26 protein-coding genes are annotated in these 25,026 nt (G+C 71.8%); 16 read left to right on the forward strand and 10 right to left on the reverse strand.

What is annotated here, in order from left to right:
* Together P8627_RS05965 and rbfA are read right to left on the reverse strand one after the other, a co-directional pair.
* Complete coding sequence (locus tag P8627_RS05965; protein ID WP_279966763.1) at positions 1 to 723, reverse strand: phosphodiester glycosidase family protein; 723 nt, start codon at positions 721 to 723, stop codon at positions 1 to 3.
* Positions 720 to 1,133, reverse strand: a complete 414-nt coding sequence (gene rbfA / locus P8627_RS05970) for a 30S ribosome-binding factor RbfA (protein ID WP_279966765.1) — start codon at positions 1,131 to 1,133, stop codon at positions 720 to 722. Before rbfA ends, P8627_RS05965 begins: the two co-directional genes overlap by 4 nt.
* Positions 1,134 to 1,273: 140 nt before the next feature.
* Between rbfA and dapB the strand changes: the two genes are divergently transcribed.
* The gene (gene dapB / locus P8627_RS05975; RefSeq protein ID WP_279966767.1) at positions 1,274 to 2,092 is read left to right on the forward strand and encodes a 4-hydroxy-tetrahydrodipicolinate reductase; all 819 of its coding nucleotides are present in this window, start codon (positions 1,274 to 1,276) and stop codon (positions 2,090 to 2,092) included.
* Positions 2,093 to 2,162: 70 nt separating this feature from the next.
* Positions 2,163 to 2,504, forward strand: a complete 342-nt coding sequence (locus tag P8627_RS05980; RefSeq protein ID WP_279966768.1) for a dihydrodipicolinate reductase — start codon at positions 2,163 to 2,165, stop codon at positions 2,502 to 2,504.
* Positions 2,505 to 2,517: 13 nt separating this feature from the next.
* On the opposite strand, the gene P8627_RS05985 is transcribed toward P8627_RS05980, so the two are convergent.
* Positions 2,518 to 2,808: a DUF1674 domain-containing protein gene (locus P8627_RS05985; RefSeq protein WP_279966770.1), complete on the reverse strand. Its 291-nt coding sequence runs from the start codon at positions 2,806 to 2,808 to the stop codon at positions 2,518 to 2,520.
* Positions 2,809 to 2,875: 67 nt separating this feature from the next.
* Here P8627_RS05985 and P8627_RS05990 point away from each other — a divergent pair, with 67 nt between their 5' ends.
* The 11 genes from P8627_RS05990 to P8627_RS06040 all read left to right on the forward strand — a co-directional run bounded on the left by P8627_RS05990 (position 2,876) and on the right by P8627_RS06040 (position 18,153).
* Positions 2,876 to 4,135 carry an RsmB/NOP family class I SAM-dependent RNA methyltransferase gene (locus tag P8627_RS05990; RefSeq protein WP_279966772.1) on the forward strand — a complete coding sequence of 420 codons (1,260 nt, stop codon included), beginning with the start codon at positions 2,876 to 2,878 and terminating at the stop codon, positions 4,133 to 4,135.
* 74 nt (positions 4,136 to 4,209) lie between these two features.
* A complete protein-coding gene (locus tag P8627_RS05995) occupies positions 4,210 to 5,934 on the forward strand; it encodes a heparinase II/III family protein (protein WP_279966774.1) in 1,725 nt (574 codons plus the stop codon).
* A 33-nt stretch (positions 5,935 to 5,967) separates the two neighbouring features.
* Positions 5,968 to 7,542 (forward strand): bifunctional phosphoribosylaminoimidazolecarboxamide formyltransferase/IMP cyclohydrolase, encoded by a 1,575-nt coding sequence (gene purH, locus P8627_RS06000; RefSeq protein WP_279966775.1) that lies wholly within the window; start codon positions 5,968 to 5,970, stop codon positions 7,540 to 7,542.
* Entirely contained in the window at positions 7,542 to 8,033 is a 492-nt protein-coding gene (lspA, locus tag P8627_RS06005; RefSeq protein ID WP_279966776.1) for a signal peptidase II, read from the forward strand. Before purH ends, lspA begins: the two co-directional genes overlap by 1 nt.
* Before the next feature lie 58 nt (positions 8,034 to 8,091).
* Positions 8,092 to 8,604, forward strand: a complete 513-nt coding sequence (locus P8627_RS06010) for a DUF3035 domain-containing protein (protein WP_279966777.1) — start codon at positions 8,092 to 8,094, stop codon at positions 8,602 to 8,604.
* A gap of 148 nt (positions 8,605 to 8,752) precedes the next feature.
* Complete coding sequence (locus tag P8627_RS06015; RefSeq protein WP_279966779.1) at positions 8,753 to 10,114, forward strand: M16 family metallopeptidase; 1,362 nt, start codon at positions 8,753 to 8,755, stop codon at positions 10,112 to 10,114.
* Positions 10,111 to 11,430 (forward strand): M16 family metallopeptidase, encoded by a 1,320-nt coding sequence (locus P8627_RS06020; RefSeq protein WP_279966781.1) that lies wholly within the window; start codon positions 10,111 to 10,113, stop codon positions 11,428 to 11,430. Before P8627_RS06015 ends, P8627_RS06020 begins: the two co-directional genes overlap by 4 nt.
* Positions 11,431 to 11,537: 107 nt before the next feature.
* On the forward strand, positions 11,538 to 13,310 hold the full coding sequence (gene mutL / locus P8627_RS06025; protein ID WP_279966782.1) for a DNA mismatch repair endonuclease MutL: 1,773 nt from the start codon (positions 11,538 to 11,540) through the stop codon (positions 13,308 to 13,310).
* Entirely contained in the window at positions 13,307 to 14,341 is a 1,035-nt protein-coding gene (locus tag P8627_RS06030) for a DNA recombination protein RmuC (protein WP_279966783.1), read from the forward strand. The genes mutL and P8627_RS06030 overlap by 4 nt, the downstream gene beginning before the upstream one ends.
* Positions 14,342 to 14,532: 191 nt before the next feature.
* Entirely contained in the window at positions 14,533 to 16,794 is a 2,262-nt protein-coding gene (gene rnr / locus P8627_RS06035) for a ribonuclease R (protein WP_279966785.1), read from the forward strand.
* A gap of 84 nt (positions 16,795 to 16,878) precedes the next feature.
* Positions 16,879 to 18,153 (forward strand): lytic murein transglycosylase, encoded by a 1,275-nt coding sequence (locus P8627_RS06040; RefSeq protein ID WP_407932977.1) that lies wholly within the window; start codon positions 16,879 to 16,881, stop codon positions 18,151 to 18,153.
* On the opposite strand, the gene P8627_RS06045 is transcribed toward P8627_RS06040, so the two are convergent.
* From P8627_RS06045 to rpmI, 5 genes are all read right to left on the reverse strand, one after another.
* Positions 18,111 to 18,392, reverse strand: a complete 282-nt coding sequence (locus tag P8627_RS06045) for a hypothetical protein (protein WP_279966789.1) — start codon at positions 18,390 to 18,392, stop codon at positions 18,111 to 18,113. The two genes, P8627_RS06040 and P8627_RS06045, sit on opposite strands and share 43 nt — an antisense overlap.
* A gap of 209 nt (positions 18,393 to 18,601) precedes the next feature.
* On the reverse strand, positions 18,602 to 19,666 hold the full coding sequence (pheS, locus tag P8627_RS06050) for a phenylalanine--tRNA ligase subunit alpha (protein ID WP_279966790.1): 1,065 nt from the start codon (positions 19,664 to 19,666) through the stop codon (positions 18,602 to 18,604).
* Between the two features lie 136 nt (positions 19,667 to 19,802).
* Positions 19,803 to 20,471: an SGNH/GDSL hydrolase family protein gene (locus P8627_RS06055; protein ID WP_279966792.1), complete on the reverse strand. Its 669-nt coding sequence runs from the start codon at positions 20,469 to 20,471 to the stop codon at positions 19,803 to 19,805.
* Positions 20,472 to 20,577: 106 nt separating this feature from the next.
* A complete protein-coding gene (rplT, locus tag P8627_RS06060; protein WP_279966794.1) occupies positions 20,578 to 20,937 on the reverse strand; it encodes a 50S ribosomal protein L20 in 360 nt (119 codons plus the stop codon).
* A 16-nt stretch (positions 20,938 to 20,953) separates the two neighbouring features.
* Positions 20,954 to 21,154: a 50S ribosomal protein L35 gene (rpmI, locus tag P8627_RS06065; protein ID WP_279966795.1), complete on the reverse strand. Its 201-nt coding sequence runs from the start codon at positions 21,152 to 21,154 to the stop codon at positions 20,954 to 20,956.
* Positions 21,155 to 21,338: 184 nt separating this feature from the next.
* On the opposite strand from rpmI, the gene P8627_RS06070 reads away from it, so the two are divergent.
* Positions 21,339 to 21,950, forward strand: coding sequence for a peptide-methionine (R)-S-oxide reductase (locus P8627_RS06070; protein ID WP_279966797.1), 612 nt, complete (start codon positions 21,339 to 21,341; stop codon positions 21,948 to 21,950).
* Between the two features lie 16 nt (positions 21,951 to 21,966).
* On the opposite strand, the gene P8627_RS06075 is transcribed toward P8627_RS06070, so the two are convergent.
* Both P8627_RS06075 and pyk read right to left on the reverse strand, forming a co-directional pair.
* Positions 21,967 to 22,278 carry a hypothetical protein gene (locus tag P8627_RS06075; RefSeq protein ID WP_279966799.1) on the reverse strand — a complete coding sequence of 104 codons (312 nt, stop codon included), beginning with the start codon at positions 22,276 to 22,278 and terminating at the stop codon, positions 21,967 to 21,969.
* A gap of 1 nt (position 22,279) precedes the next feature.
* Entirely contained in the window at positions 22,280 to 23,725 is a 1,446-nt protein-coding gene (gene pyk / locus P8627_RS06080; protein WP_279966801.1) for a pyruvate kinase, read from the reverse strand.
* 218 nt (positions 23,726 to 23,943) lie between these two features.
* Between pyk and P8627_RS06085 the strand changes: the two genes are divergently transcribed.
* Together P8627_RS06085 and P8627_RS06090 are read left to right on the forward strand one after the other, a co-directional pair.
* On the forward strand, positions 23,944 to 24,693 hold the full coding sequence (locus P8627_RS06085) for an N-formylglutamate amidohydrolase (RefSeq protein WP_279966803.1): 750 nt from the start codon (positions 23,944 to 23,946) through the stop codon (positions 24,691 to 24,693).
* Entirely contained in the window at positions 24,689 to 25,009 is a 321-nt protein-coding gene (locus P8627_RS06090; protein ID WP_279967412.1) for a DUF1244 domain-containing protein, read from the forward strand. Before P8627_RS06085 ends, P8627_RS06090 begins: the two co-directional genes overlap by 5 nt.
* The last annotated feature ends 17 nt before the right edge of the window (positions 25,010 to 25,026 follow it).

Raw genomic sequence — 25,026 nt, forward strand, 5'->3', positions numbered from 1 at the left:
CTAGCGCTCCGTCACCACGAGGATCGGACCCATCTGCCGCCCCGGATCGGCGCGGCCCAGCGCGGGCGCGTAAAGCCGCGAGACGCGGCCATCGAGGTAGAGCGCGTCACGCACGCCCAGCACATCACGGAACAGGGTCGCCATCTCGTAAAAGCTGACCGGCTCGTCCGAGATGACGAAATGCACCGCCCGCCCGTCCGGCGCGGCGCCCACGCCGTTGCGCAGGTTCAGGAATTCGCTGTCGGGCAGGAAGCGCGGGTGCAGCGCGCCGTCGATGACCAGCATCGGGCCCGATTGCGTGGCGTCCTCGCAGTCCGGGGGCGCGGCGGCGTAGGCGCGGCTTTCGATCACCCGCGCGCCGTCGGCCGCGATGCAGAAGACGCCGTTGGGCAGCATGCCGAAATTGCCCGGGCCCTCGCGGGTCACGATCCCGGAAAGCTGCACCCCGTCCTCGACGTAAAGGCCCACGGGACGCCGGTCGGGATGGTACATGCCGCCGTTCATGGCGAAGGCGATCGGCGCTTCGGTCTGGCGCTGCAGCTCGACGAAGCTGCCCAGCGGCGTGCCGTCGGCGCCGTTGAGCCGCAGGTCGATGGCATGGCGATCCCGATCGGCGGTGCAGACGGTGAAGGCGCGGTCCCGGTGGATGACGGCTTCGCAGGCCGCGCCCGCCGTGGCGGCGGCCAGCCAGCCCAGCGCCGCGACGGCCAGCGCGCGGATCATTCCGACCCCTCCCCGCCCCCTTCGACGTCGCGGCGCACCGTCTCCTCGGAGAACAGCCGCCGCGTCTCGTCCATGCGGTCGAAGGTCTCGTCGATGCGGAAGCGCAGGTCGGGCGTGTATTTCAGCGTCATCTCCTTCGAGAAGGCCCGGCGCAGCTCGCCCTTGTTGCGCTTGAGCGCGGCGATGGCCTTCTCGCGGCCTTTACCGCCAAGCGGCAGGACCCAGGCGGTGGCGATCTTGAGATCGGGCGAGACGGTGACCTCGCCCACGGTGATCGACATGGATTGCAGGTCGGGGTCGTGGATCTCGCCGCGGGCCAGGACGTCGGAGAGGGTGCGCCGGATGAGCTCGCCCACGCGGAGCTGGCGCTGCGACGGGCCTGCGCCTTGGTCGAACCGGGAACGTGCCATGGGAAACCCTCCTGAGGGGGCCGCAGATATGGGGGCGGCGGGACGGACGCAACCCGCGCCCATGTTGCATGAGACGGCGGTGTGCCCCAAGAGAGGCGGGGAATTTCGTGGGTGATCCACGGGTGATCTGGGGGTGATCTATGTCGGACGTTGCGCTGCCGGGGATCGTGGTCGCGGGCGGCTCGGGCCGCATGGGCCGGATGCTGATCGAGCTGATCGGCGCCTCCGACGCCTGCCGGCTGGTGGGCGTGACGGTGGCGCCGGGGCATCGCTGGGCGGGCCACGACCTGGGCGAGGCAATGGGCGGCGCGCCGAGCGGCGTGCCGGTGACCGACGATCCGATCGAGGTGGTCGCGCGCGCGCAGACGGTGATCGATTTCACCACCCCCGCCGCGACGGTCGCGATGTCGGAGCTGGCCGCGCAGGCCCGCGCTGTCCACGTCGTCGGCACGACCGGGCTCGAGACCGCCGACATCGCCGCGCTGGAGCGCGCGGCCCGCCACGCGACGGTGATCCGCGCGGGAAACATGTCGCTGGGCGTGAACCTGCTCACGCAACTGGTGACCCGGGTCGCCGCCGCGCTCGACGCCGATTACGACATCGAGATCGTCGAGGCGCATCACCGCCACAAGGTCGACGCCCCCTCGGGCACGGCGCTGATGCTGGGCGAGGCGGCGGCGGCGGGACGCGGCGTGGCGCTGGACGCGGTGGCCGAGCGCGGCCGCGACGGGATCACCGGCGCACGGGAGCGGGGCCGCATCGGCTTCCACGCGATCCGCGGCGGCGACATCGTGGGCGAGCATGACGTGATCTTCGCCGCCGAGGGCGAACGCATCGTGCTGCGCCACGTGGCCTCGGACCGCTCGGTCTTCGCCCGCGGCGCGATCAAGGCGGCGCTCTGGGGCCAGGGGCGCGCGCCGGGCAGCTACGACATGCTGGACGTGCTCGACCTGCGCTGAGGGACGGCCAGCGGCGGTTCGACGCCTGGCCGGGATTGAAGCCGGACCGCAATGGCCCATCTTTTCCTGCATGCGGCTGATCCTCGCCCTCCTCCTCCTGCTGCCGGCGCCCGCGCTGGCCTTCGAACGCGTGACCGACCGCGCGGCCTTCCTGAGCCTCGTCGAGGGCAAGCGGCTGACCGGCGACGGCGTTTCGCTGCAGGTCGGGCGCGACGGCTCGATTGCCGGCCGGGGCTTCGGGTTCCGGGTCTCGGGCGGATGGGACTGGCGCGAGGGCTATTTCTGCCGGACGCTCGACACGGTGATCCGGGACTTCCCGCTGAATTGCCAGCTGGTGGCCGTGCGCGGCGACACGGTGCGCTTCGTCGCCGACCGCGGCGCGGGCGACGTGGCGGATCTGCGGATCCGGTGACGCGGCCCGGCGGTCAGAAGTCGATCGCGATGCCCTTGTTTTCCCAATCGCCGTAGCGCACCGGCTCGGGCCCGTCGCGACCGCCCAGCTCGGGCGGCAGGTCGAGCACCTCGCGCTTGCGGGCATCGGCCTCCTCCAGCGCGCGGCGCGCGATCTCGGGCAGGGCGGCGCGGCGCGCGGCTTCGGCCGCCGGGTCGAGCGGCACGATCTCGGGGCCGCGGGTGCGGTTGCCGGTCGGGCAGGCGGGCGCGTCGGGATCCGGCTGCGGGATCGCATCGGGATCGACGGTCATGCGGTCTGCCATGGGGCGCCTCCTTGCCGGGAATGAGCCTTTCATATACGTCGCGGCACCCATCTCTCAAGGAGGCCCCATGGCCGAGACCCGCGACAGCCTGTCCGCCCGAAAGGGCGCGCTCCGCCTGATGGCGCATGTGCTGCGCGACGGGCGCATGCTGGGCGACGGCGCCTCGGGGCTGGACGGGCCCGACGCGGCGCGGGCGCTGCGGCTGGCGGGGCTGGCGCTGCGGCATATGGGCCGCGCCGACGCGATGCTGAAGGCGGCGATGGACCGTCAGCCCGCCGCGCGCATCCGCGACATCCTGCGGCTGGCCCTGGCCGAGATCCACGCCGACGGCGCCGCGCCGCACGGCGTGGTCAACGACGCCGTTGCGCTGGCCCGGATGTCGCCCAAGACCGCCAAACAGGCCGGGCTGGTCAATGCCGTGCTGCGCAAGCTGGCCGAGGACCGCGCCGGCTGGGAGGCGCTGCCGCCGCCGAGCCTGCCGCCCTGGCTGCGCGCGCCGCTTCACAAGGCCTGGGGCGGGGCCCGGCTGGCCGCGATCGAAGCCGCGCATGTCGCGGGCGCGCCGCTGGACCTGACCCCGAAGCCGGGCGTGACGGTGGAGGGTGCGGAGGTTCTGCCGACCGGCTCGCTGCGGCTGCCGGGCGGGCAGGTCTCGGCCCTGCCGGGCTATGCCGAGGGCGACTGGTGGGTGCAGGACGCGGCCGCCGCGATCCCCGTGCGCCTGCTGGGCGACGTGGCGGGGCTGCGGGTGCTGGACCTCTGCGCGGCGCCGGGGGGCAAGACGATGCAGCTGGCCGCCGCGGGCGCGCAGGTGACGGCGCTGGACCTGTCGGAGGGGCGATTGCGCCGGTTGCGCGCCAACCTGGAGCGCACCGGGCTCGCGGCTGAGATCGTCGTGGCGGACGCGCTGGACTGGACGCCCGAGGAGCCCTTCGACGCGGTGCTGCTCGACGCGCCCTGCACCGCGACGGGCACGATCCGCCGCCATCCCGACCTGCCGCATCTGCGCGCGGCGCGCGACGTCGAGACGCTGACCCGGCTGCAATACAAGCTGATCGACCGGGCGCTGGGCTTCGTGCGCCCCGGCGGGCGGCTGGTCTTCTGCACCTGCTCGCTGCTGCCGGTGGAGGGCGAGCACCAGGTGAGCGCCGCGCTGAAGCGCCATCCGGGGCTGGTGGCGCACGCACCCGACCCGGTGGCGCTGGGCCTGCCGGCGGAGGCCGCGTCGGATCACGGGCTGCGGCTCCTGCCCGATCTCTGGCCCGAGCGGGGCGGGATGGACGGCTTCTACATGGCGGTTCTGACGGTTCCCGAAGCGGGCGCGTGACAGCCGCGCCGGGCGCGCGTATCGTCCCCGCGGGCAAGGCGCCGGGACAGGCGCCGCCGATCGAGGGCCGGGCAATGGGATCGCAGGACCGCCTCCGCGACCGCTGGAAGACGCGCCTGCGCGTGGCCCGCGCCCGTCCGCCCCGCGGCCAGCGCGCGCTGGTCTGGCAGCCCGAGCCGCGCGGCGCGGGATCGGCCCGGCGCGGTCAGCAGATCCTGTCGGGCACCTGGCACCTGGCGGGGCAGCTGGTCGAGGCGCGGGACGCCTCGCCTTGGGCGCTGGACGCGCCGTCGACCCCCTTCGAGATGCAGCTGCACGGCCAGGGCTGGCTGGACGACGTGATGGCGCTGGGCACCGCCGACGCGACGGGCGCGGTGCGGGCCTGGGTGCTGGACTGGGTGCGCCGCTACGGCGCGGGCCGGGGGCCGGGCTGGACGCCCGCGCTGGCCGGCCGGCGGCTGCTGCGCTGGATCAGCCACGCGCCGCTCCTGCTGCAGGGGATGCCGGCGCGCGACCAGGCGGCGCTGTTCGACGCGATGTATCGCCACGCGGTGCTGCTGCGCCGCGACTGGGGAACCGCGCCCGCGGGCCTGCCGCGGATGGAGGCGCTGATCGGGCTGCTCTATGCCGGGCTGACGCTGGAGGGTCTGGGCGATCTGGGCCCGCGCGCGACGGCGGCGCTGGCCGCGGCGATGGCCGAGGATGTGAGCGCGGATGGCGGCATCGCTTCGCGCAATCCCGAGGCGCTGCTGGAGGTGGCGACGCTCCTGGGCTGGGCGATCGGGGCGCTGGCGGCGACGGGCGAAGCACCCGAGGCGCTGGGCGCGGCCCAGGCGCGGATCGTGCCGACGCTGCGCGCGCTGCGCCATGCCGATGGCGGGCTGGCGCGGTTTCATGGCGGCGGGCGCGGCCTGCCGGGGCGGCTGGACCGGGTGCTGGTCGAATCGGGCGTGCGCGGGCGCAACGAAAGCGGGCTGGCCATGGGCTACGTCCCGGTGAGTCACGGGCGCACGACGGTGGTGATCGACGCGACCCCGCCGCCCGCGGGGCTGGTCAGCGGCTCGGCCCATGCCTCGACGCTGGCCTTCGAGATGACCTCGGGCGCGGGCCCGGTGATCGTCAATTGCGGGCCGGGCGGGGCGTTCGGCCCCGACTGGCACCGCGCCGGGCGTGCCACGGCCAGCCATTCCACGCTGGCGATCGAGGGCTGGTCGTCCTCGCGGATCGGGCCGATCCTGATCCATGACGGCCGGCGGATCGCGCCGCTGGTGCAGACCCCCGCCCGCGTGCAGTGGCAGCGCAGCGGCTCGCGCTCGGCGACGACGGTGGTGCTGTCGCAGGACGGCTATGTGGGCAGCCACGGGCTGACCCATCTGCGCCGGCTGGTGCTGTCGGCGGACGGGCGCAAGCTGGAGGGCGAGGACGCGCTGCGCGCCGTGTCGGCCCGCGACAAGGAACGCTTCGAGGACGCGCAGAGCGAGGCCAAGCTGCAGGGCATCCCGTTCCAACTGCGCTTCCATTTGCATCCCGACACGCTGGCCGAGATCGACATGGGCGGGCGCGCCGTGTCGCTGACGCTGGGATCGGGCGAGGTCTGGGTGTTCCGGCCCGGCGGCGCGGGCCGGCTGAGCCTGGAGCCGTCGGTCCATCTGGAGCCCGGGCGCCTGAAGCCGCGCGCGGCGCAACAGGTGGTTTTATCCGACCGCGTTGTGAAATATGCCGCCACCATCGACTGGAGCCTGACGCGCGCGCAGGAGGCGACCGATCTGCCGCCCACCCCCGCCGAAGGCCTCTTCTGATCGCGCGAGCGGTCCCCGAGCGAAGGATATGCCATGTTCGACCATGTGAAGGTCACCCGCGCGCTGATCTCGGTCTCCGACAAGAGCGGGCTGGACGAGCTGGGCCGGGCGCTGGCCGACCGGGGGGTCGAGATCCTGTCCACCGGGGGCTCGGCCGACGCACTGCGCGCCGCCGGGGTCGCGGTGCGCGACGTCTCGGACGTGACCAACTTTCCCGAGATGATGGATGGCCGGGTCAAGACGCTGCATCCCAACATCCATGGCGGGCTGCTGGCGCGGCGCGACGAGCCGCGGCACCTGAGCGCGATGGAGGCGATGGGTATCGAGCCGATCGACCTGCTTGTGGTGAACCTCTACCCGTTCGAGGCCACTATCGCGCGCGGCGCGGGCGAGGAGGAGGCCATCGAGAATATCGATATCGGCGGCCCCGCCATGATCCGCGCGGGCGCGAAGAACCACGCCTTCACCACCGTGATCGTCGATCCGGAGGATTACGCGCCCCTGCTGGCCGAGCTGGACGCCCACAAGGGCGCGACCACCCTGCCCTTCCGCCAGCGCCAGGCCGCGATCGCCTATGGCCGCACCGCAGCCTATGACGCGGCCGTCGCGACCTGGATGGCCCGCTACGAGGAGACGCCGCGCCGCGTCGCCGCTGCGGGGACGCTCGCGCAGCCCATGCGCTACGGCGAGAACCCGCATCAGAAGGCCGCCTTCTACATCGATGGCAGCGGCCGGGCCGGCGTCGCCACCGCGGAGCAGCACCAGGGCAAGGCGCTGAGCTACAACAACATCGCCGACACCGATGCCGCGATGGAGCTGGTGGCCGAGTTCGACGACCCCGCCGTCGCCATCATCAAGCATGCCAATCCCTGCGGCGTGGCCACCGGCGATAGCCTCGCCGAGGCGCATGGGCGCGCCTTCGACTGCGACCGCACTTCGGCCTTCGGGGGCATCGTCGCGGTGAACCGCCCGCTCGACGCCGCGACCGCGGAGGCCATTGCCGCGATCTTCACCGAGGTCGTCATCGCGCCGGGCGTCGACGCGGCCGCGCGCGAGGTCTTCGCCGCCAAGAAGAACCTGCGGCTCCTGACCACCGGCAGCCTGCCCGACCCGAAGCGCGACCGCCGGATGATGCGGCAGGTGGCGGGCGGCTGGCTCGCGCAGGATCACGACACCGGCCGGATCGGGGCGGCGGACCTGAAGGTGGTCACCAAGCTGGCGCCGACCGAGGACCAGATCCGCGACCTGCTCTTTGCCTGGCGGGTCGCCAAACACGTGAAGTCGAACGCAATCGTCTATGCCAAGGACGGCGCGACGGTGGGCATCGGCGCGGGGCAGATGAGCCGGCTCGACAGTTCGCGCATCGCGGCGCGCAAGGCGCAGGACATGGCCGAGGCGCTGGAGCTGACCGAAAGCACGGCCCAGGGCTCGGTCGTGGCCTCGGACGCGTTCTTCCCCTTCGCCGACGGGTTGCTGGCCGCCGCCGAGGCCGGCGCGCGGGCGGTGATCCAGCCCGGCGGCTCGATGCGCGACGAAGAGGTCATCGCCGCCGCCGACGCGGCGGGGCTCGCGATGGTCTTCACTGGCATGCGGCACTTCCGTCACTGATGCGCCGGATCCTGACATGGGCCGCGCTGGCCTTCGCCATCGACCAGCTGTCCAAGGTGATCGTGGTCCACGCCATGAACCTGAAGACGGTGGGCGTGATCGAGGTGCTGCCGCCCCTGCTGACCTTCCGCATGGGCTGGAACGAGGGCGTGAATTTCGGCCTTATGTCCGGGGCGGGGGCGCGCTGGCTCTTGGTGGCGGTCGCGATCGGAGTCTCGGGCCTGCTTCTGCGCTGGGCGCGGGGCTTCGCACGGCCGGTGGGGCAGATCGCGGCGGGGCTGGTGATCGGCGGGGCGCTGGCCAACGCGCTGGACCGGGTGATCTACGGCGCGGTGGCGGATTTCCTGAACATGTCCTGCTGCGGCATCCGCAACCCCTATGCGTTCAACATCGCCGACGTGTTCATCTTCGCGGGGGCCTTCGGACTGATCGTCTGGGCCGACGATCCGAAGAAACAACAGGCCGGCAAGGCGGATGGAAAGACCCCGTGACCCGGCGCGCCGGACGGGCTAGGAACGGGGCGGACGCGACGAAGGGGGGACCCCGCGCATGATCGGACGGCTTGCCATGATGGCGGTTCTGGCGGCGACGCTGGCGGGCTGCGCGGAGCGCAACCCGACCCTGTTCAACCTTCGGAAGACGGACCGCACGCCCGACGAGTTCTCGATCCTGCCGACGCGCCCGCTGCAGCAGCCCGAGAGCTTCGCCGCGCTGCCGCCGCCCACGCCGGGCGGCACCAACCGCACCGACCGCCAGCCGCAGGCCGAGGCCATCACCGCGCTGGGCGGGAACCCGGCCGGCGGATCGGGCGTCGACGGCGCGATGATCGCCACCGCCACGCGCTACGGCGTCCAAGGCAATATCCGCGGCGTTCTGGCGGCCGAGGACCTGGAATACCGGCGCGCCAATGACGGCCGCCTGCTGGAGCGGCTGTTCAACGTGAACGTCTATTACGACGCCTATGAGCGGCAGTCGCTGGACCAGTATCTGGAGCTGGAGCGGTTGCGCCGCGCGGGCGTGCGCACCGTTGCCGCGCCGCCTGATCCGGAGCTGCTGCAATAGCGGCCCGCCGGTCGGCGGATCGCCGCGCGCGCGCCCCGCGCGGGGCGCGGTCGCTGACAATCTCGTGACGGATCGCCGCGCCCGGCTTGGACGCGGGCGCCCGGTGACACATCTTGTGACGAGCCGCTTTCTTCCCGGAGGACTCCGCTTGAGACATCTGCTGTCCGCAGCCCTCGCCGTGACGCTCGCCCTGCCCGCCGCCGCGCGGGCCGCCGAGCCGGGCGTCACGACCTTCACGCTCGACAATGGCATGGACGCCATCGTGATCGAGGATCACCGCGCCCCGGTCGTCGTGCACATGGTCTGGTACGACGTGGGCTCGGCGGACGAGCCGCCGGGCAAGTCGGGCATCGCGCATTTCCTCGAACACCTGATGTTCAAGGGCACCGACGAGCTGGAGCCGGGCGAGTTCAGCCGCGTGGTCGCCGCGCAGGGCGGCACCGACAACGCCTTCACCTCGTCGGATTACACCGGCTATTTCCAGCGCGTCGCCGCCGACCGGCTGGGCCTGATGATGGAGATGGAGGCCGACCGGATGCGCGACCTCGTGCTCGACAGCGCGGATATGCTGACCGAGCGCGACGTGGTGCTGGAGGAGCGCGCGCAGCGCACCGACAGCAATCCCGGCGCGCTGTTTTCCGAGATGCGCAACGCCGCGCAATATCTCAACCACCCCTATGGCCGCCCGATCATCGGCTGGAAGCACGAGGTCGAAGAGCTGACGCTCGAGGACGCGCTGGACTTCTACCGCCGCTACTACGCGCCCAACAACGCCACGCTGATCGTGGCGGGCGATGTCGAGGCCGAGGAGGTGCGCCGCCTGGCCGAGGCGCATTACGGGCCGCTGGCGCCCACCCCGGACCTGGCCCCGCGCGAACGGCCCGCCGAGCCCCCGCAGCTGACGCCCCGCCGCCTGACCTTCGAGGACGCGCGCGTCGCCAATCCTTACGTGATCCGCACCTATCTCGCGCCCGAGCGAGACGCGGGCGACCAGGGCGACGCGGCCGCGCTGGCGATCCTGGCGCAATATCTGGGCGGGTCGTCGCAGACCTCGCTCTTGGGCCGCGTGCTGGAGCAGGAGGAGGGGACGGCGCTCTACACCTCGGCCTTTTACTCGGGCACCTCGCTCGACGACACGACCTTCGGGCTGGTGGTCATGCCCCGGCCCGGCCGGTCGCTGGAAGAGGCCGAGGCCGACATGGACCGCATGATCGCGCGCCTGCTGGAGCAGGGCGTGGACGACGCGCAGCTGGAGCGGATCAAGACCGCCGCCCGCGCCGCCGAAATCTACGGCCGCGACAGCCTGCAGGGCCGCGCGCGCGAATACGGCGTGGCGGTGACCAGCGGGTTGACGGTCGAGGACGTTGCCGCCTGGCCCGATGCGCTGGCCGCCGTGACCGAGGCCGACATGCTGCGCGTGGCGCGTGAGGTGCTGGTGCCCGAGACTTCGGTCACCGGCTATCTCAAGCAGCCCGAACCGGAGACCGGAGAGACCGAGGTGACGCAATGAGCTGTCTTCGCCCGCTGACCCTGGCCGCCTTCCTGGCGGCCCCCCTGCCGGCGCTGGCCGCCGTCGAGATCCAGGAGGTCACCTCGCCCGGCGGCATCACCGCCTGGCTGGTTGAGGAGCCGTCGATCCCCTTCGTCGCCATCGACCTGCGCTTCGAGGGCGGCGCCAGCCTCGACCTGCCCGGCAAGCGCGGCGCGACCAACCTGATGACCGCCACGCTGGAAGAAGGCGCGGGCGACCGCGACGCCCGTCAGTTCGCCGAGGCGGTCGAGGATATCGCCGCGCGGTTCAGCTTTGACGCCAGCGCCGACGCGGTGTCGATCGGGGCGGAGTTCCTGACCGAGACGCGCGCCGATGCGGTGTCGCTGCTGCGCGATGCGTTGACCCGGCCGCTCTTCGCCGAGGCCGACGTGGACCGCGTGCGCGAGCAGGTTCTGGCCAATATTGCTGCGGATGCGAACGATCCCGACGCCATCGCCTCGCGGACGTTGGCCGCGCTGTCCTTCCCCGAGCATCCCTACGGCTCGCCCATGGACGGCACGGTCGAGACGGTGTCGTCGCTGACGCCCGACGACCTGCGCGCGGCGCATCGCAACGCGCTGACCCGCGACCGGCTCTTCGTGGGCGTGACCGGCGACATCACCGCCGCCGAGCTGGGGCCGCTGCTGGACGATCTGCTGGCGGGCCTGCCCGAGACCGGCGGACCGGAGTTGGGGCCGGCGGAGAACATGGCCGAGGGCGGCGTGACCGTGGTCGATTTCCCGGTGCCGCAGAGTTCGGTCATCTTCGGGCATGAGGGGATCGGCTTCGACGATCCCGATTACTTCGCGGCCTATATCCTGAACCACATCCTGGGCGGCGCGGGCTTCGAGGCCCGACTGATGGAGGAAGTCCGTGAGAAGCGCGGGCTGACCTACGGCATCGGCACCTACCTGGCGGCGCGCGACCACGCGGCGCAGCTTCTGGGGCAGTTCTCGTCCTCCAACGACAAGGCCGCGCAGGCGGTCGAGATCGTGCGCGCGGAATGGGCGCGGATGGCCGCAGAGGGTGTGACCGAGACCGAGCTCGCCGAGGCCAAGACCTATCTGACGGGCGCCTATCCGCTGCGCTTCGACGGCAATTCGCGGATCGCGGGCATCCTGGTGGGGATGCAGTCGCTGGGCCTGCCCATCGATTACATCGCCACACGCAACGATCGCATCGAGGCGGTCACGCAGGACGAGATCGCCCGCGTCGCGGCGCGGATCTTGCAGCCGGATGCGCTGCATTTCGTGGTGGTGGGCCGGCCCGAGGGGTTGGAGACGACCGGGTTCTGAGCCCGGCGGGGCGCGCGCCCGCCGGGCGCGCCCCGCGCACCGATCCCCGTTTCCGAATCGCATGCCCCCATGCTAGCCCTTGCGGCATGGGCGCCGCCGACCACAAGATGATCCCGCGTATCCGTCAGCTGGACGAGGGTGCGGTGAACCGCATCGCCGCGGGCGAGGTGGTCGAGCGCCCGGCCTCGGCGGTCAAGGAACTGGTCGAGAATGCGCTGGATGCCGGCGCGCGGCGGATCGCGATCGAGATTGCCGATGGCGGGCGCACGCTGATCCGGGTCACCGATGACGGGCACGGAATCGCCGCCGCCGACCTGCCGCTGGCGCTATCGCGGCACGCCACCTCCAAGATCGACGGCAGCGATCTTCTGAACATCCGCAGCTTCGGCTTTCGCGGCGAGGCGCTGCCCAGCCTCGGCGCGGTGGGGCGGCTGACGATCACCAGCCGTGCGGCGGGGTCGGCCGAGGCGGCCTCGATCCATGTCTCGGGCGGGCGCATCGACCCGCCCCGCCCCGCCGCCTTGCGCGCGGGCACCGTGGTCGAGCTGCGCGACCTGTTCCACGCCACGCCGGCGCGGCTGAAATTCCTCAGATCCGAACGCGCCGAGACGATGGCCGTGACCGACGCGATCCGGCGGCTGGCGATGGCCGAGCCGGGGGTGGCCGTCACGCTGCGCGACGTCTCGGATGGCGGCGAGCGGGTGCTGTTCCGCGCCGACGCGGCCGACCGGGCCGCGCGGCTGGCCGCAGTGCTGGGCCGCGACTTTCCCGAGAACGCGCTGGAGATCGCCGCCGAGCGCGCGGGCGTCCGGCTGGGCGGGCTGGCGGCGCTGCCGACCTATTCGCGCGGCACGGCGGTGCATCAATATCTGTTCGTTAACGGCCGCCCGGTCCGCGACCGGATGCTGACCGGCGCGCTGCGCGGCGCCTATATGGACGTGCTGTCGAAGGACCGCCACGCGGTGGCGGCGCTGTTTCTGGACTGCGACCCGGTGCTGGTGGATGTGAACGTGCATCCCGCCAAGACCGAGGTGCGGTTCCGCGACGCGGGCGCGGTGCGCGGGCTGATCGTGTCGGGCCTCCGCCACGCGCTGGCCGAGGCGGGGCACCGCGCCTCGACCACGGTCGCGGGGGCCGCGCTCGGCGCGATGCGGCCGGACGGGGCCGACCCGGCGCCGCGCGTCTACCAAATGGACCGTCCTGGACCGGCCGCGCGCGCGGCGGGCTACGCCGCGCAGATGCCGGGCTTCGCCGAGGCGCCCTCGGCCCGGATTGAACCGCCGGTCGAGGCGCGCACGGATGCGCCGCTGGGCGCCGCCCGCGCGCAGCTTCACGAGAACTGGATCGTCGCGCAGACCGCCACCGGCATGGTGCTGGTCGACGCCCATGCCGCGCATGAACGGCTGGTCTACGAGAAGCTCAAGCGCCAGGCGGCCGGAGGCGGCGTGCGCGCACAGGCCCTGCTGATCCCCGAAGTGGTCGAGGTCGGCGCGGAGGCGGTCGAACGGCTGCTGGCGCTCGACACCGCGCGACTGGGGCTGGCGCTGGAGCCCTTCGGGCCGGGCTGCGTCGCGGTGCGCGAGACGCCGGCGGTTCTGGGCCAGTGCTCGGCCGCGGCGCTGGTGCGCGAGCTGCTGGACGAGCTGGAGGAGAACGAGGACGCCGATCCGCTGGCCTTGCAGGCGCGGCTCGACGCGGTGCTGAGCCGGATGGCCTGCCACGGCTCGGTCCGCACGGGGCGGCGCATGACCGGGCCCGAGATGGACGCGCTGCTGCGCGAGATGGAGGCGACGCCGCATTCGGGCCAGTGCAACCACGGCCGGCCCACTTACGTCGAACTCAAGCTCGCCGATATCGAACGGCTGTTCGGGCGAACATGACGCTGGACCTGTCCGACCCGCTCGTGCTCGCGGGCGCGGCGGGGCTGGCGGCCGTCCTGCTGCTGGCGGTCGTGCTGGCGCTGCTGGCCGCGCGGCTGCGCGACATGGGATCGGGCCAGGCGCAGCTGGCGGGTGCGCTGGGCGCGCTGCGCGAGGCCCAGCGCGCGGGCGAGGCCCAGGTCGGCGCGCGGCTGGAGGACAGCGCGACGCGGACCGCGACGGCGCTGGGCGACCTGCAGCGCCGACTGGCCACGATCGACGCGGCGCAGGCCAAGATCGAGGCGCTGTCGGGCGACGTGCTGGGCCTGCAGGACATCCTGTCGAACAAGCAGACCCGCGGCGCCTTCGGCGAGATCCAGCTGCGCGACATCGTGGGCCGCGCCCTGCCGCCCGACGGCTTCACCTGGCAGGCGCAATTGTCGAACGGGCGGCGCGCCGATTGCCTGGTCCACATGCCCGACCCGCCGGGGCCGCTGGTCATCGACGCGAAGTTCCCGCTGGAAAGCTATGAGGCGCTGGTGGCCGACCCGAAGGACCCGCGCGCCGTCACCGCCTTCCGCGCCGCGATCCGCAGCCATGTGCGCGCCATCGCGGAGAAATACATCCTGCCCGGCGAGACGGCGGAGGGCGCCTGCCTGTTCCTGCCGTCGGAGGCGATCTATGCCGAGCTGCACGCCAACCACCCCGAGGCCGTGCGCGAGGCCTTCGCGGCGCGGGTCTGGATCGTCTCGCCCACCACATGCATGGCGACGCTGAACACGCTGCGCGCGATCCTCAAGGACCACCGGATGCGCGAACAGGCGGGCGAGATCCGCCGCGCGCTGGCCGCGCTGCATCGCGACGTGGAGCTGATCGTCGAGCGGGCGGGCAAGCTGGAGACGCATTTCGACCAGGCCCGCCGCGACGTGGAAGGGCTGACCGTGGCCGCCGAACGCGCGGGCAAGCGCGCCGAGCGGCTGGACGCCTTCGATTTCGCCGAAGGCCAGGTGGCGGAGCGCCCGAAGCTCGCGCCGGTGATCCGGCGGGGGTGACGGGCCGGCGACATCTGCCAAAGGGTCGATTGTCGACATGAAATGAGCCCCCGGCCGAGGGTGGGGGCAGAGCCCCCGCCCGTGGGGGCGGTCGGGGGCTGCCCGGCGTGCCGCCGGGCGTGACCTCGATCCATGGATAACCCCTCAAACGGCGTTCGACCCCACCCCCGACGCGTGCTAGCTGCCCCGCCATGAGCCAGCTTCCGACCAAGGGGCAGATCCTGCAATGGATCGTCGACAACCCCGCCCTCACCTCCAAGCGCGACATCGCCAAGGCCTTCGGGATCAAGGGCGCGGCGCGGATCGACCTCAAGCGCGTGCTGCGCGAGCTGGAGGAGGAGGGCCATCTTTCCAAGCGAAAGCGCAGCTATGATGACCCGAACCGCCTGCCGCCGGTCTCGGTGCTGACGGTCACCGGGACCGACCGGGACGGCGACCTGTTCCTCGCCCCCGCGGAGTGGCGCGGCGACGGCGACGCGCCCCGCATCCTGTTCATGCCCAAGGAGGGCGATCCCGCGCTGGCCGAGGGCGACCGGGTGCTGGCGCGGCTGACCGAGGTATCGGGCGAGGACCACGAGTTCGAGGGCCGGCTGATCCGCCGCATCGGGACCGGGCCGCGCAAGCTTCTGGGGATCTACCGCGTGGGCTCGGAGGGCGGGCGCATCCTGCCCATCGACAAGGGCGCCGACCGCGAATGGCGCGTCTCGGCCGCGGACACGGGCGAGGCGCGCGACGGCGAGCTGGTCGAGGCCGAGCAGACCGGCGGGCGCGGGCGCATGGGGCTGCCCAAGGCCAAGATCGTCACCCGGCTGGGCGATCCGGGCGCGGCGAAGGCGGTCAGCCTGATCGCCATCCACCAGCACGGGCTGCGCGACGAATTCCCCGACGAGGCCGTGGCCGAGGCCGAGGCGGCCCAGCCGCCCAAGCTGGGCGGGCGCACCGACCTGCGCGAGCTGCCGCTGATCACCATCGACCCGTCGGATGCGCGCGACCGCGACGACGCCTGTTTCGCGCAGGCCGATGACGACCCGAAGAACCCCGGCGGCCACGTGGTCTGGGTCGCGATTGCCGATGTCGCGGCCTATGTCACGCCCGGCTCGGCGCTCGACCGCGAGGCGCGGCTGCGCGGGAACTCGACCTATTTCCCCGACCGCGTCGTGCCGATGCTGCCCGAGGCGCTGTCGGGCGATCTGTGCTCACTGCACGAAGGGGTGGAGCGCGCCTGCGTCGCGGTGCGCATGGTCTTCGACGCGCAGGGCAACGCGCGCGGCCACCGCTTCCACCGCGGGCTGATGCATTCGCGCGCGAGCCTCGCCTACCAGGAGGTGCAGGCCGCCATGGACGGCGCGCCGAGCGACCGGACCGAACCGCTGCTGGAGGAGGTGATCAAGCCGCTCTACGCCGCCTACGGCGCGCTGAAGGACGCGCGCGAACGGCGCCAGCCGCTAGATCTGGACCTGCCGGAGCGGCGGATCGAGATCGACGAGGACGGCACCGTCACCTCGGTCGCCTTCCGCGAGCGGCTGGATGCGCACCGGCTGATCGAGGAGTTCATGATCGCCGCCAATGTCGCCGCCGCCGAGACGCTGGAGGCGAAGAAGAGCCCGCTGCTCTACCGCGTCCACGAGGAGCCGCCGGCGGAGAAGCTGGAGAGCTTGCGCGAGACGGCCAAGGCCTCGGGGTTTTCGCTGCCCAAGGGGCAGGTCCTGAAGACCGCGACTCTGAACCGGCTGCTGCACGAGGCGGCGCAGACCGAGCTGTCGGAGCTGATCTCGATGTCGACGCTGCGCGCGATGACGCAGGCCTATTACGCGCCGCATAATTTCGGGCATTTCGGGCTGGCGCTGCGCAGCTATGCGCATTTCACCTCGCCGATCCGGCGCTATTCCGACCTAATCGTCCACCGCGCGCTGATCGCCGCGCATGACTGGGGCCCGGACCCGCGCAGCGACGGGCTGAGCGCCTGGGATATCGAGAACCTGGAGGCGACGGGTCAGGTCATCTCCGAGGCGGAACGGCGGTCGATGGTGGCCGAGCGGGACACGAACGACCGCTACCTGGCGGCCTTCCTGGCCGACAAGGTGGGGGCGGAATTCGCCGGCCACGTTTCGGGGGTGCAGAGCTTCGGGGTCTTCGTGCGCCTCGACAAGACCGGCGCGGACGGGCTGATTCCGGTGCGCTCGCTCGGGGCGGAATATTTCCGCTACGACCGCGACGCGCAGACGCTGACCGGGACCGAGACGCGGACCGAGATCGGGCTGGGCGCCCGGGTGACGGTGCGGCTGGCCGAGGCGGCGCCGGTGACGGGCGGGCTGGTGCTGGAGCTTTTGTCGGTGGATGGCGCGGCGCTGCCCAACCGCGGACGCGGCGGCCGGCCTGGCGCGCGCGGCCCGGGCCGGGGCAAGGGCGCGCCGAAGAAGGCGGGCAAGCGGAAGTTGCGAAAGAAGCGGTAGGATTCGGGCGGAATGCGCACGGCTGGCGGAAATCCCTCAGGCGGCGCCGCGCGCACTGGCGATCCCCGGCCCGGCGCCGCTAGGCTGCGGTCCATGCGTTTTGCCCTGATCCTCGTCCTTCTCGCCACGCCCGCTTGGGCCGAGGCCCCGCCCCTTTCGCCGCGCCCGGCGCCGCGCGCCGAGATCCCGGCGGACCGTCCACTGGCCCCGACCCCGGCCGCCGCGATCACCGACCAGGCGCGGCTCGACCGCTGGCTCGACGGCTACCGCGCCCGGGCGCGGGACGCGGGCATCGACGCGGCCACGCTCAACGCGACGCTGCCCGGCTTGCGCTACCTGCCGGAGGTCATCCGGCTGGACCGCAACCAGTCGGAATTCACCAAGACGATCTGGGATTACCTCGATACCGCGGTGAGCGACCTGCGGGTGCGCAACGGGCGGGCCGCGATGGCGCGATACGCCGAGGCGCTGGCGCGGATCGAGGACCGGCACGGCGTCCCCGCCGAGATCGTCACCGCGATCTGGGGCGTCGAGAGCAGCTACGGCGCCTATCGCGGCAACGTTCCCACCCTCGCGGCGCTGGCGACGCTGGCCGCCGACTCGCGCCGCGGCGCCTTTTTCGAGGAACAGCTGACCGAGGCGCTGCGCATCGTGCAGCTGCGCGAGGTCGCGCCGGCGGCGATGCTGGGATCCTGGGCGGGAGCGATGGGCCATACGCAGTTCCTGCCGACATCCTGGCGCGACCACGCGCAGGATTTCGACGGCGACGGGCGGCGCAATCTCTGGGGGACGGACCCGCGCGACGCGCTGGAATCGACGGCGGCCTATCTGCGCGCCAATGGCTGGACGCCGGGCCAGCCCTGGGGGGTCGAGGTGATCCTGCCGGACGGGTTCGAGTATCGCCTGACCGGCGAGCGCGTCGAGAAGACGGCCGCCGAATGGGCCGCGCTCGGCGTGACGCGCCCGGGCGGCGGGGCGCTGCCCGATGCGGGGCCGATCTCGATCCGGGTGCCCGCGGGGCACGAGGGCGCCGCCTTTGCGACCTATGGCAATTTCCGCGCGCTGGAGAGCTACAACACCGCCGATGCCTATGTCATCGGCGTGGGCCATCTGGCCGACCGACTGGCGGGCGGGCCGCCGCTTGTCGGGGGGTGGCCGCGGCAGGATCGAGCGCTGAGCTTCGACGAGCGGATCGCGATGCAGGAGGGGCTGCGCGCCGCCGGGTTCGACCCGCTGAAGATCGACGCGAAGATCGGCCCCGACACGCTGGACGCCATCCAGCGCTGGCAGACGCGCGAGGGGCTGGTGCCCGACGGCTATGTCGATGTGGAATTGTTGTCGCGGTTGCTGGGCGGCTGATCGGGGTCTGATGGTTCGGCAGCCGGACCGGTATCGGCTTCGGCGTTCCGTGCGCGGATGGCGTCGAGCCAGCGCGGAATGATCCAGATCGGCCCGAGGACGATGGCCCAGCCCACGGCATTGAGCACCGTGAAGGACAGTTTCGCGCCCGCCGGCATGGACGAGCGCCACAGCGCGACATGGGCCAGGACGATGGCGATCAGGATGGCCCAGATGAGGATCGATTGCGTCCGCGACATGACCAATCAGGTGGCCTGTCCGTCCGCGCCATCAATCGGTCAGGATGACGCGCCTCTGCCGGGGCGCGCCTCTGCCGGGGCTCCGCCCGTTCGGCGCTGAGATCGGTCCACTGGACCGATCTCCGGGCTCGCCTCCTCCGGGGCTCTGCCCGTTCGGACCTCAATCGCCCCACAAGGGCGCTTGCCGGCCCCGTGGGCCGGACCGGTCCTCACCCCGCGTGGCGCGTGGGGGCCTGCAGCGCGCCGAAGCCGTAATGCTTCAGCCAGCGCAGATCGCTGTCGAAGAAGGCGCGCAGGTCGGGGATGCCATATTTCAGCATCGCGATCCGGTCGATGCCCATGCCGAAGGCAAAGCCCTGCCACTGATCCGGGTCGATCCCGCCGGCGCGCAGCACCTTGGGATGCACCATGCCGGAGCCGAGGATCTCCATCCAATCGTCGCCTTCCCCGAGCTTCAGCGTGCCGCCTTCCCAGGAACAGCGGATATCGACCTCGGCCGAGGGTTCGGTGAAGGGGAAATGCGAGGCGCGGAAGCGCAGCTCGATGCCGTCCACCTCGAAGAAAGCACGGCAGAATTCCTCGAGGCACCATTTCAGGTTGGCCATCGAGATGTCCTTCTCGACCGCCAGCCCCTCGACCTGGTGGAACATCGGCGTGTGGGTCTGGTCGTAATCGGCGCGGTAGACGCGCCCCGGGCAGATGATGCGCAGGGGCGCGTTCTGCGCCTCCATCGCGCGGATCTGCACCGGCGAGGTGTGCGTTCGCAGCACGTGGGGCGGGCGATTGTCGCCCTCGGCCCGCGCCATGTAGAACGTGTCCATCTCGGCCCGGGCGGGGTGGTGGCCGGGGATGTTGAGCGCGTCGAAATTGTACCAGTCGGTCTCGATCTGCGGGCCCTCGGCCACGGCGAAACCCATATCGGCGAAGATCGCGGTGACCTCCTCGGTGACCTGGCTGACGGGGTGGATCGTGCCCTGCCGGCGGGGGCGCACCGGCAGCGTCACGTCGAGCCATTCGGCGGCCAGCCGCGCCTCGAGCGCGCTATCCTCGAGCGAGGCGCGGCGCGCGGCGATGGCGGAATTGATCTCGTCCTTGAGCGCATTGAGCGCGGGGCCGGCAGCCTGGCGCTCCTCGGGGGTCATGCGGCCCAGCTCGCGCATCTTGAGCGCGACCTCGCCCTTCTTGCCGACCGCTTCCAGGCGCACCGCTTCCAGCGCGGCCTCGTCGGAGGCCTGCAGGATGCGGCCCAGATATTTCTCGCGCAGATCGTCCATCGATGCCCCCGGAATGTCCGGGGGCTAGCTAGCTTGCGCCGCCTGCTGCTGCAACCGCCGGTGAGGGGGGCGCGTTGGCGGTGTCAGACCCTCGGCGGGCGCTGCGACAAGCGAGATGACGATCATCTTGCCGGCCCTATCGCGCCTCGGCGGCCTGCATCCGCGCCGCGAGCGCCCGGCCGATCCGCGCGGAGCCCGAGGGGCTCGGATGCACCAGATCCGGCGCGTAGAGCGTCCGGTCGCCCGGATCGATCACCTCGCCCGCGTCGAGGAACACGAGCCCCGGATCGCCCGCCGCGAGCCGGGCGAAGCGCTCGTTCATGATCGTGAATTCCGGCTGGCAGGGGGTGAAGCCGGTCGGGCTGGCCTCGGCCCCGTCGTAATAGCCGACGATGCCGACCTTCGCGCCGGTCGCGCGGATCCGGGCGATCAGCCGCGGGATCTCGCCCGTCAGGTCGGGACCAACCAGCGCGTCCCGCGCCGCGCCGATTTCGGGCGTGGCGCAGACGTCGCGGATATCGTTGCCGCCGCCCGTCAGGATGACCCAGTCCCAGTCCCCGCCCCGGAACTGCCGCGAGATGTCGAAGCCCAGCGCCGCCGCCACGCCGCTGCCGTTCGAGATGCGGGCCAGCGATTGCGACCGGTCCGTCACCGGCCGCCCCAGCGCGGCGGCGGTGACCTCGGGAATGCCCTGCCAGCCGTTCCACGCCATGACGCTGTCGCCGATGGCGAGGATCGCGCCCTCGCGCGGGCTGGCGGCGACGCAGGCGGAAAGGAGGAGGGGCAGAAGCAGGGCGATGCGCATGGGACCTATCCTTGATAATCCCGCAGACCTAAACGCCCACGGCCCGCCGCCCACGAAAAAGGGCCGCCCCGGCGGGACGGCCCTTTCAACATTCCGTGTGCGCGGCTCAGGCGGCGGCCTTGGCCTGCTCGACGATGGCGGCGAAGGCCTCGGGCTCGTGCACGGCGAGATCGGCGAGGACCTTGCGGTCGACCTCGATCCCGGCCTTGGACAGCGCGTTGATGAAGCGCGAATAGGTCATCTCGGCGTCATGCGCGCGGACGGCGGCGTTGATCCGCTGGATCCACAGCGCGCGGAAGCTGCGCTTGCGGTTCTTGCGGTCGCGCGTGGCGTACTGGTTGGCCTTGTCGACGGCCTGCGTGGCGGTGCGGAAGGTCTTGGAGCGGCGGCCGTAATAGCCTTTCGCGGCCTTCAGGACCTTCTTGTGGCGGGCGTGCGTGACCTTGCCGGAAGTGACTCGGGACATTTCTCAGGCCTCCTTCTCAGCGATCGTAGGGCATGAAGCCCTTGACGATCTTGGCGTCAGGGGCGGACAGGACGGTGGTGCCGCGGGCGTCGCGGATGAACTTCTTGTGGCGCTTGATCATGCCGTGGCGCTTGCCAGCCTGACCGCCGATGACCTTTCCGGTCGCCGACACCTTGAAGCGCTTCTTGGCGCTCGACTTGGTCTTCATCTTGGGCATTTCATGTCTCCTTCTTCGCGCGCGACTCGGCATCCCAATCGCCGGACGTGCGGGTATTTCGAGCGCGCGGTCTAGCGGCGGCGGGGGCGGATGGCAAGGGCCGGACCACACGGCGCCGTCGCGCAGATGTCATTCGTCTTCGACCGCCGGAGCGGCGATAAACGGGGCAACCCGGAGGTGCCCCATGCGCGATCTCTCCCTCAGCCGCCGATCCGTCCTCGGCTCGCTCTCCGCCTCCGCCTCGCTTGCCGCGATCGGCACCGGCGCGCAGGCCGCAACGGGCGATGCGGCGGGCCCGCGGTTCACGCCCGAAATCCAGCGCAGCGAGGCCGAATGGCGCGCGATGCTCACGGCGGACGAATACCTCGTCCTGCGCGAGGGCGGGACCGAGGCGCCCCGATCCGATCCCCGATGGGACAGCCTCGAGGCCGGGATCTATTGCTGCAAGGGCTGCGACCTTCCGGCCTTCGACGCGCGCCACAAGGTCGTGCTGGACAAGGGCTGGCTGTTCTTCCGCCTGGCCGAGACGGATGCGGTCCTGACCTCCATCGACCGGACGGTCTACGATCAGTTCGCCCGCCGGGGCGGCGGCGACAGCACGCCGATGCGCGCGCCCGAGATGCCCGGGGCCGAGACGCTGTCCGAGGAGGAGCAGGCCCTGCTCGACAGCCTTCTGGCGATCGAGGTGCATTGCCGCCGCTGCGCGTCCCACCTGGGCCACCACCTGCTGATCGAACGCAAGATGCTCTATTGCATCAACGGCATCAGCCTGAATTTCGCGACCGACGCGGCCTGACGGCCCACGCGCGCGTCTAGCGGATCGCGCGGGCGACCATCTCGACGAAGGCATTCGGCACCCGGGCGAGATCGAAGCCGGTGCGCTCGACCTCCCAGGCCCAGAAGAACAGCGCCGCCCCCACCAGCACCGCCCCCAGCGAAATCGCCGACCGGCGGCCATCGGCCCAGGCGGAGACCAGCCCCGCCGCGCCCAGCAGGAGCACGACCGTCGCGACGACGATCAGCACGTCGACATCGCCCGGATGGGGCAGCGGCAGGTCGGGGATCGGCGGGACCTCCGCCCACCATGCGGCGAGGCTGGAGAAGAGCCGCTCCGCCGCTTCCATCTCAGTCGACCTCGGGCCCGAAGATCAGCTGCTCGTCGCAGGGTGCGACCCGCAGGATGTTGGTGGTGCCCGACTTGCCGAAAGGGATGCCCGCCATGACGACGACCTGGTCCGAGGGCTCGGCGAAGCCGCCGGCCTTGGCAGCGCGCACCCCCGAGACGACGGCGAACTTGAAGCGCTCGACCGGCTGGGTCAGCACGCAATAGGTGCCCCAGGACAGGACCATCCGCCGGGCCGTCTCGGTGATCGGCGTGAGCGCGACGATCGGGACGCGCGGCCGCTCGCGGCTGACCTTCAGCGCGGTCGAGCCGGAATGCGAGAAGACGCAGATCGCGGCGATGTCGGTCGTCTCGGCGATCTCGCGGGCGGCAGCGACGATGCCGTCGGCGGTGGAGGAGAGCTTGGAGGAGCGGCTGGCCTCGATGATCTCGCGATAGGTGGGGTCGCGCTCGACCTCCTCGGCGACGGCGTTCATCGTGGTCACCGCCTCCACCGGATAGGACCCGGCGGCGGATTCGGCCGAGAGCATGATCGCGTCGGTGCCCTCGTAGATCGCCTGCGCCACGTCGGAGACCTCGGCGCGGGTCGGCACCGGGCTGTCGATCATCGACTCGAGCATCTGCGTGGCGACGATCACCGGCTTGGCGGCGGCGCGGCATTTGCGGATCAGACGCTTCTGGATCGGCGGCACCGCCTGGACGGGGCATTCGACGCCCAGGTCACCGCGCGCCACCATGATGCCGTCGGAGGCCGCGAGAATCTCGTCGAACGCCTCGACCGCGGCGGGCTTTTCGATCTTCGACAGGATCGCTGCGCGGCCCTTGGCCAGCGCCCGCGCCTCGGCCACGTCGGCGGCGCGCTGCACGAAGCTGAGCGCCAGCCAGTCGACGCCCAGCTCGCAGACGAATTCCAGGTCCTTGCGGTCCTTGGCCGACAGCGCCGCGAGCGGCAGCACCACGTCGGGCACGTTCACGCCCTTGCGATTCGAGATCGTGCCGCCGGTGATCACGGTGCAATCGGCGAAATCGGGCCCGCAGCTATCGACCTTCAGGCGCAGCTTGCCGTCATTAACCAGCAGGTGGCCGCCGGGCTTGAGCGCCTCGAAGATCTCCCGATGGGGCAGCTGCACGCGGGTGGCGTCGCCGGGCGCGTCATCCAGATCGAAGCGGAACGGCTGGCCTTCCAGGATCTCGGCCTCGTCGTCCTTGAAGACGCCGCAGCGCAGCTTGGGGCCCTGCAGGTCGGCCAGGATGCAGATCGGCCGGCCGGTGTCGCGTTCGATGTCGCGGATGGTGTTGTGACGGGCGCGGATATCCTCGTGGCCGCCATGGCTCATGTTGAGGCGGAACACGTCCGCCCCGGCCTCGAACAGCGCGCGGATCGTGTCGTAGTCGTCGGAAGCGGGACCGAGCGTGGCGACGATCTTGACGTTGCGATGGCGTCTCATGGAAGCGCTCCTGCGGAAGGATGGCGTTAGCGCTCGCACCCTTGCCCTGTCACGCGGCGGCCCGCAACACCCCGGAGGCGAAGTTTGAGCCGCCGTGACACGGGCTCCGCAGGGCGCTCCGGGGACGCGGCTTTCCTGGGCGCAAATGCCGCGTCGATGGGCGCCGGGCCAAGCGCCGGGCGCTTCCCTTCGCCCCCTGCGCGCGCTAGGGCGGCGCCATGGACGGCCCCTCCTTCCACATCGTCGCCGCGGACGCGCCGTCGCGCTGGGTGGTGACCTGCGATCACGCCACCAACCGGGTGCCGCCCTCGGTCGGCGGCGGGACGCTGGGCCTGTCCGAGGCGGACATGGCGCGGCACATCGCCTGGGACGTGGGCGCCGGCGGCGTCACGCGGCACCTCGCGCGCCTGCTGGACGGCACGGCGATCCTGACCGATTTCTCGCGGCTGGTGATCGACCCGAACCGGGGCGAGGACGACCCGACCCTGCTGATGCGGCTCTACGACGGCACGATCATCCCCGCGAACCGCCATGCCGACCCGGCGGAGCGCGAACGCCGCCTCGCCGCCTTTCACCGCCCCTACCACGAGGCGCTGGAAGCGCTGCTTTCGGCGCGGCGGGACCCGGTGATCTGCGCGGTCCATTCCTTCACGCCGCAATTGCGGGGGCGGCCCTACCGGCCGTGGCAGGTCGGCGTCCTCTTCGCCGAGGATCGGCGGCTGTCGGACCCGCTGGTGGCCCGCCTGCAGAGCGAGCCGGATCTCTGCGTGGGCGTGAACGAGCCCTATTCCGGCGCCCTGCCCGGCGATGCGATGGACCGCCACGCGCTGAGCCGGGGCCGGCTGCATGTCTTGATCGAGCTGCGCAACGACCTCATCTCGGATGAGGCGGGGCAGCAATACTGGGCCGAGCGTCTCGTCCCGCATCTGGCCGGCGCCCTGGAGGATTTCGAGAATGCCCGAGATTGACCCGCAGACCCGGATCGAACTGGAAGCCGCCGCCTTTCGGCGCCTGCGCCGGCACCTGATGGAGGACCGGCCGGACGCGCAGAATATCGACCTGATGAACCTGGCCGGGTTCTGCCGCAACTGCCTGTCGCGCTGGTATGGCGAGGCCGCCGCCGAGCGTGGCATCGAGATGTCGAAGGAGGAGGCGCGCGAGATCTTCTACGGCATGCCCTATTCCGAGTGGAAGGCCCGCCACCAGGCCGAGGCCACGCCCGAACAGACGGCCGCCTTCGAGACGAGCTTCGCCGCGAATGTCGGCGAAGCGGGCGACGGCTGACGCGCCCGGCCCCGCGC

Source organism: Jannaschia sp. GRR-S6-38, from assembly GCF_029853695.1.
Classification (GTDB): domain Bacteria; phylum Pseudomonadota; class Alphaproteobacteria; order Rhodobacterales; family Rhodobacteraceae; genus Jannaschia; species Jannaschia ovalis.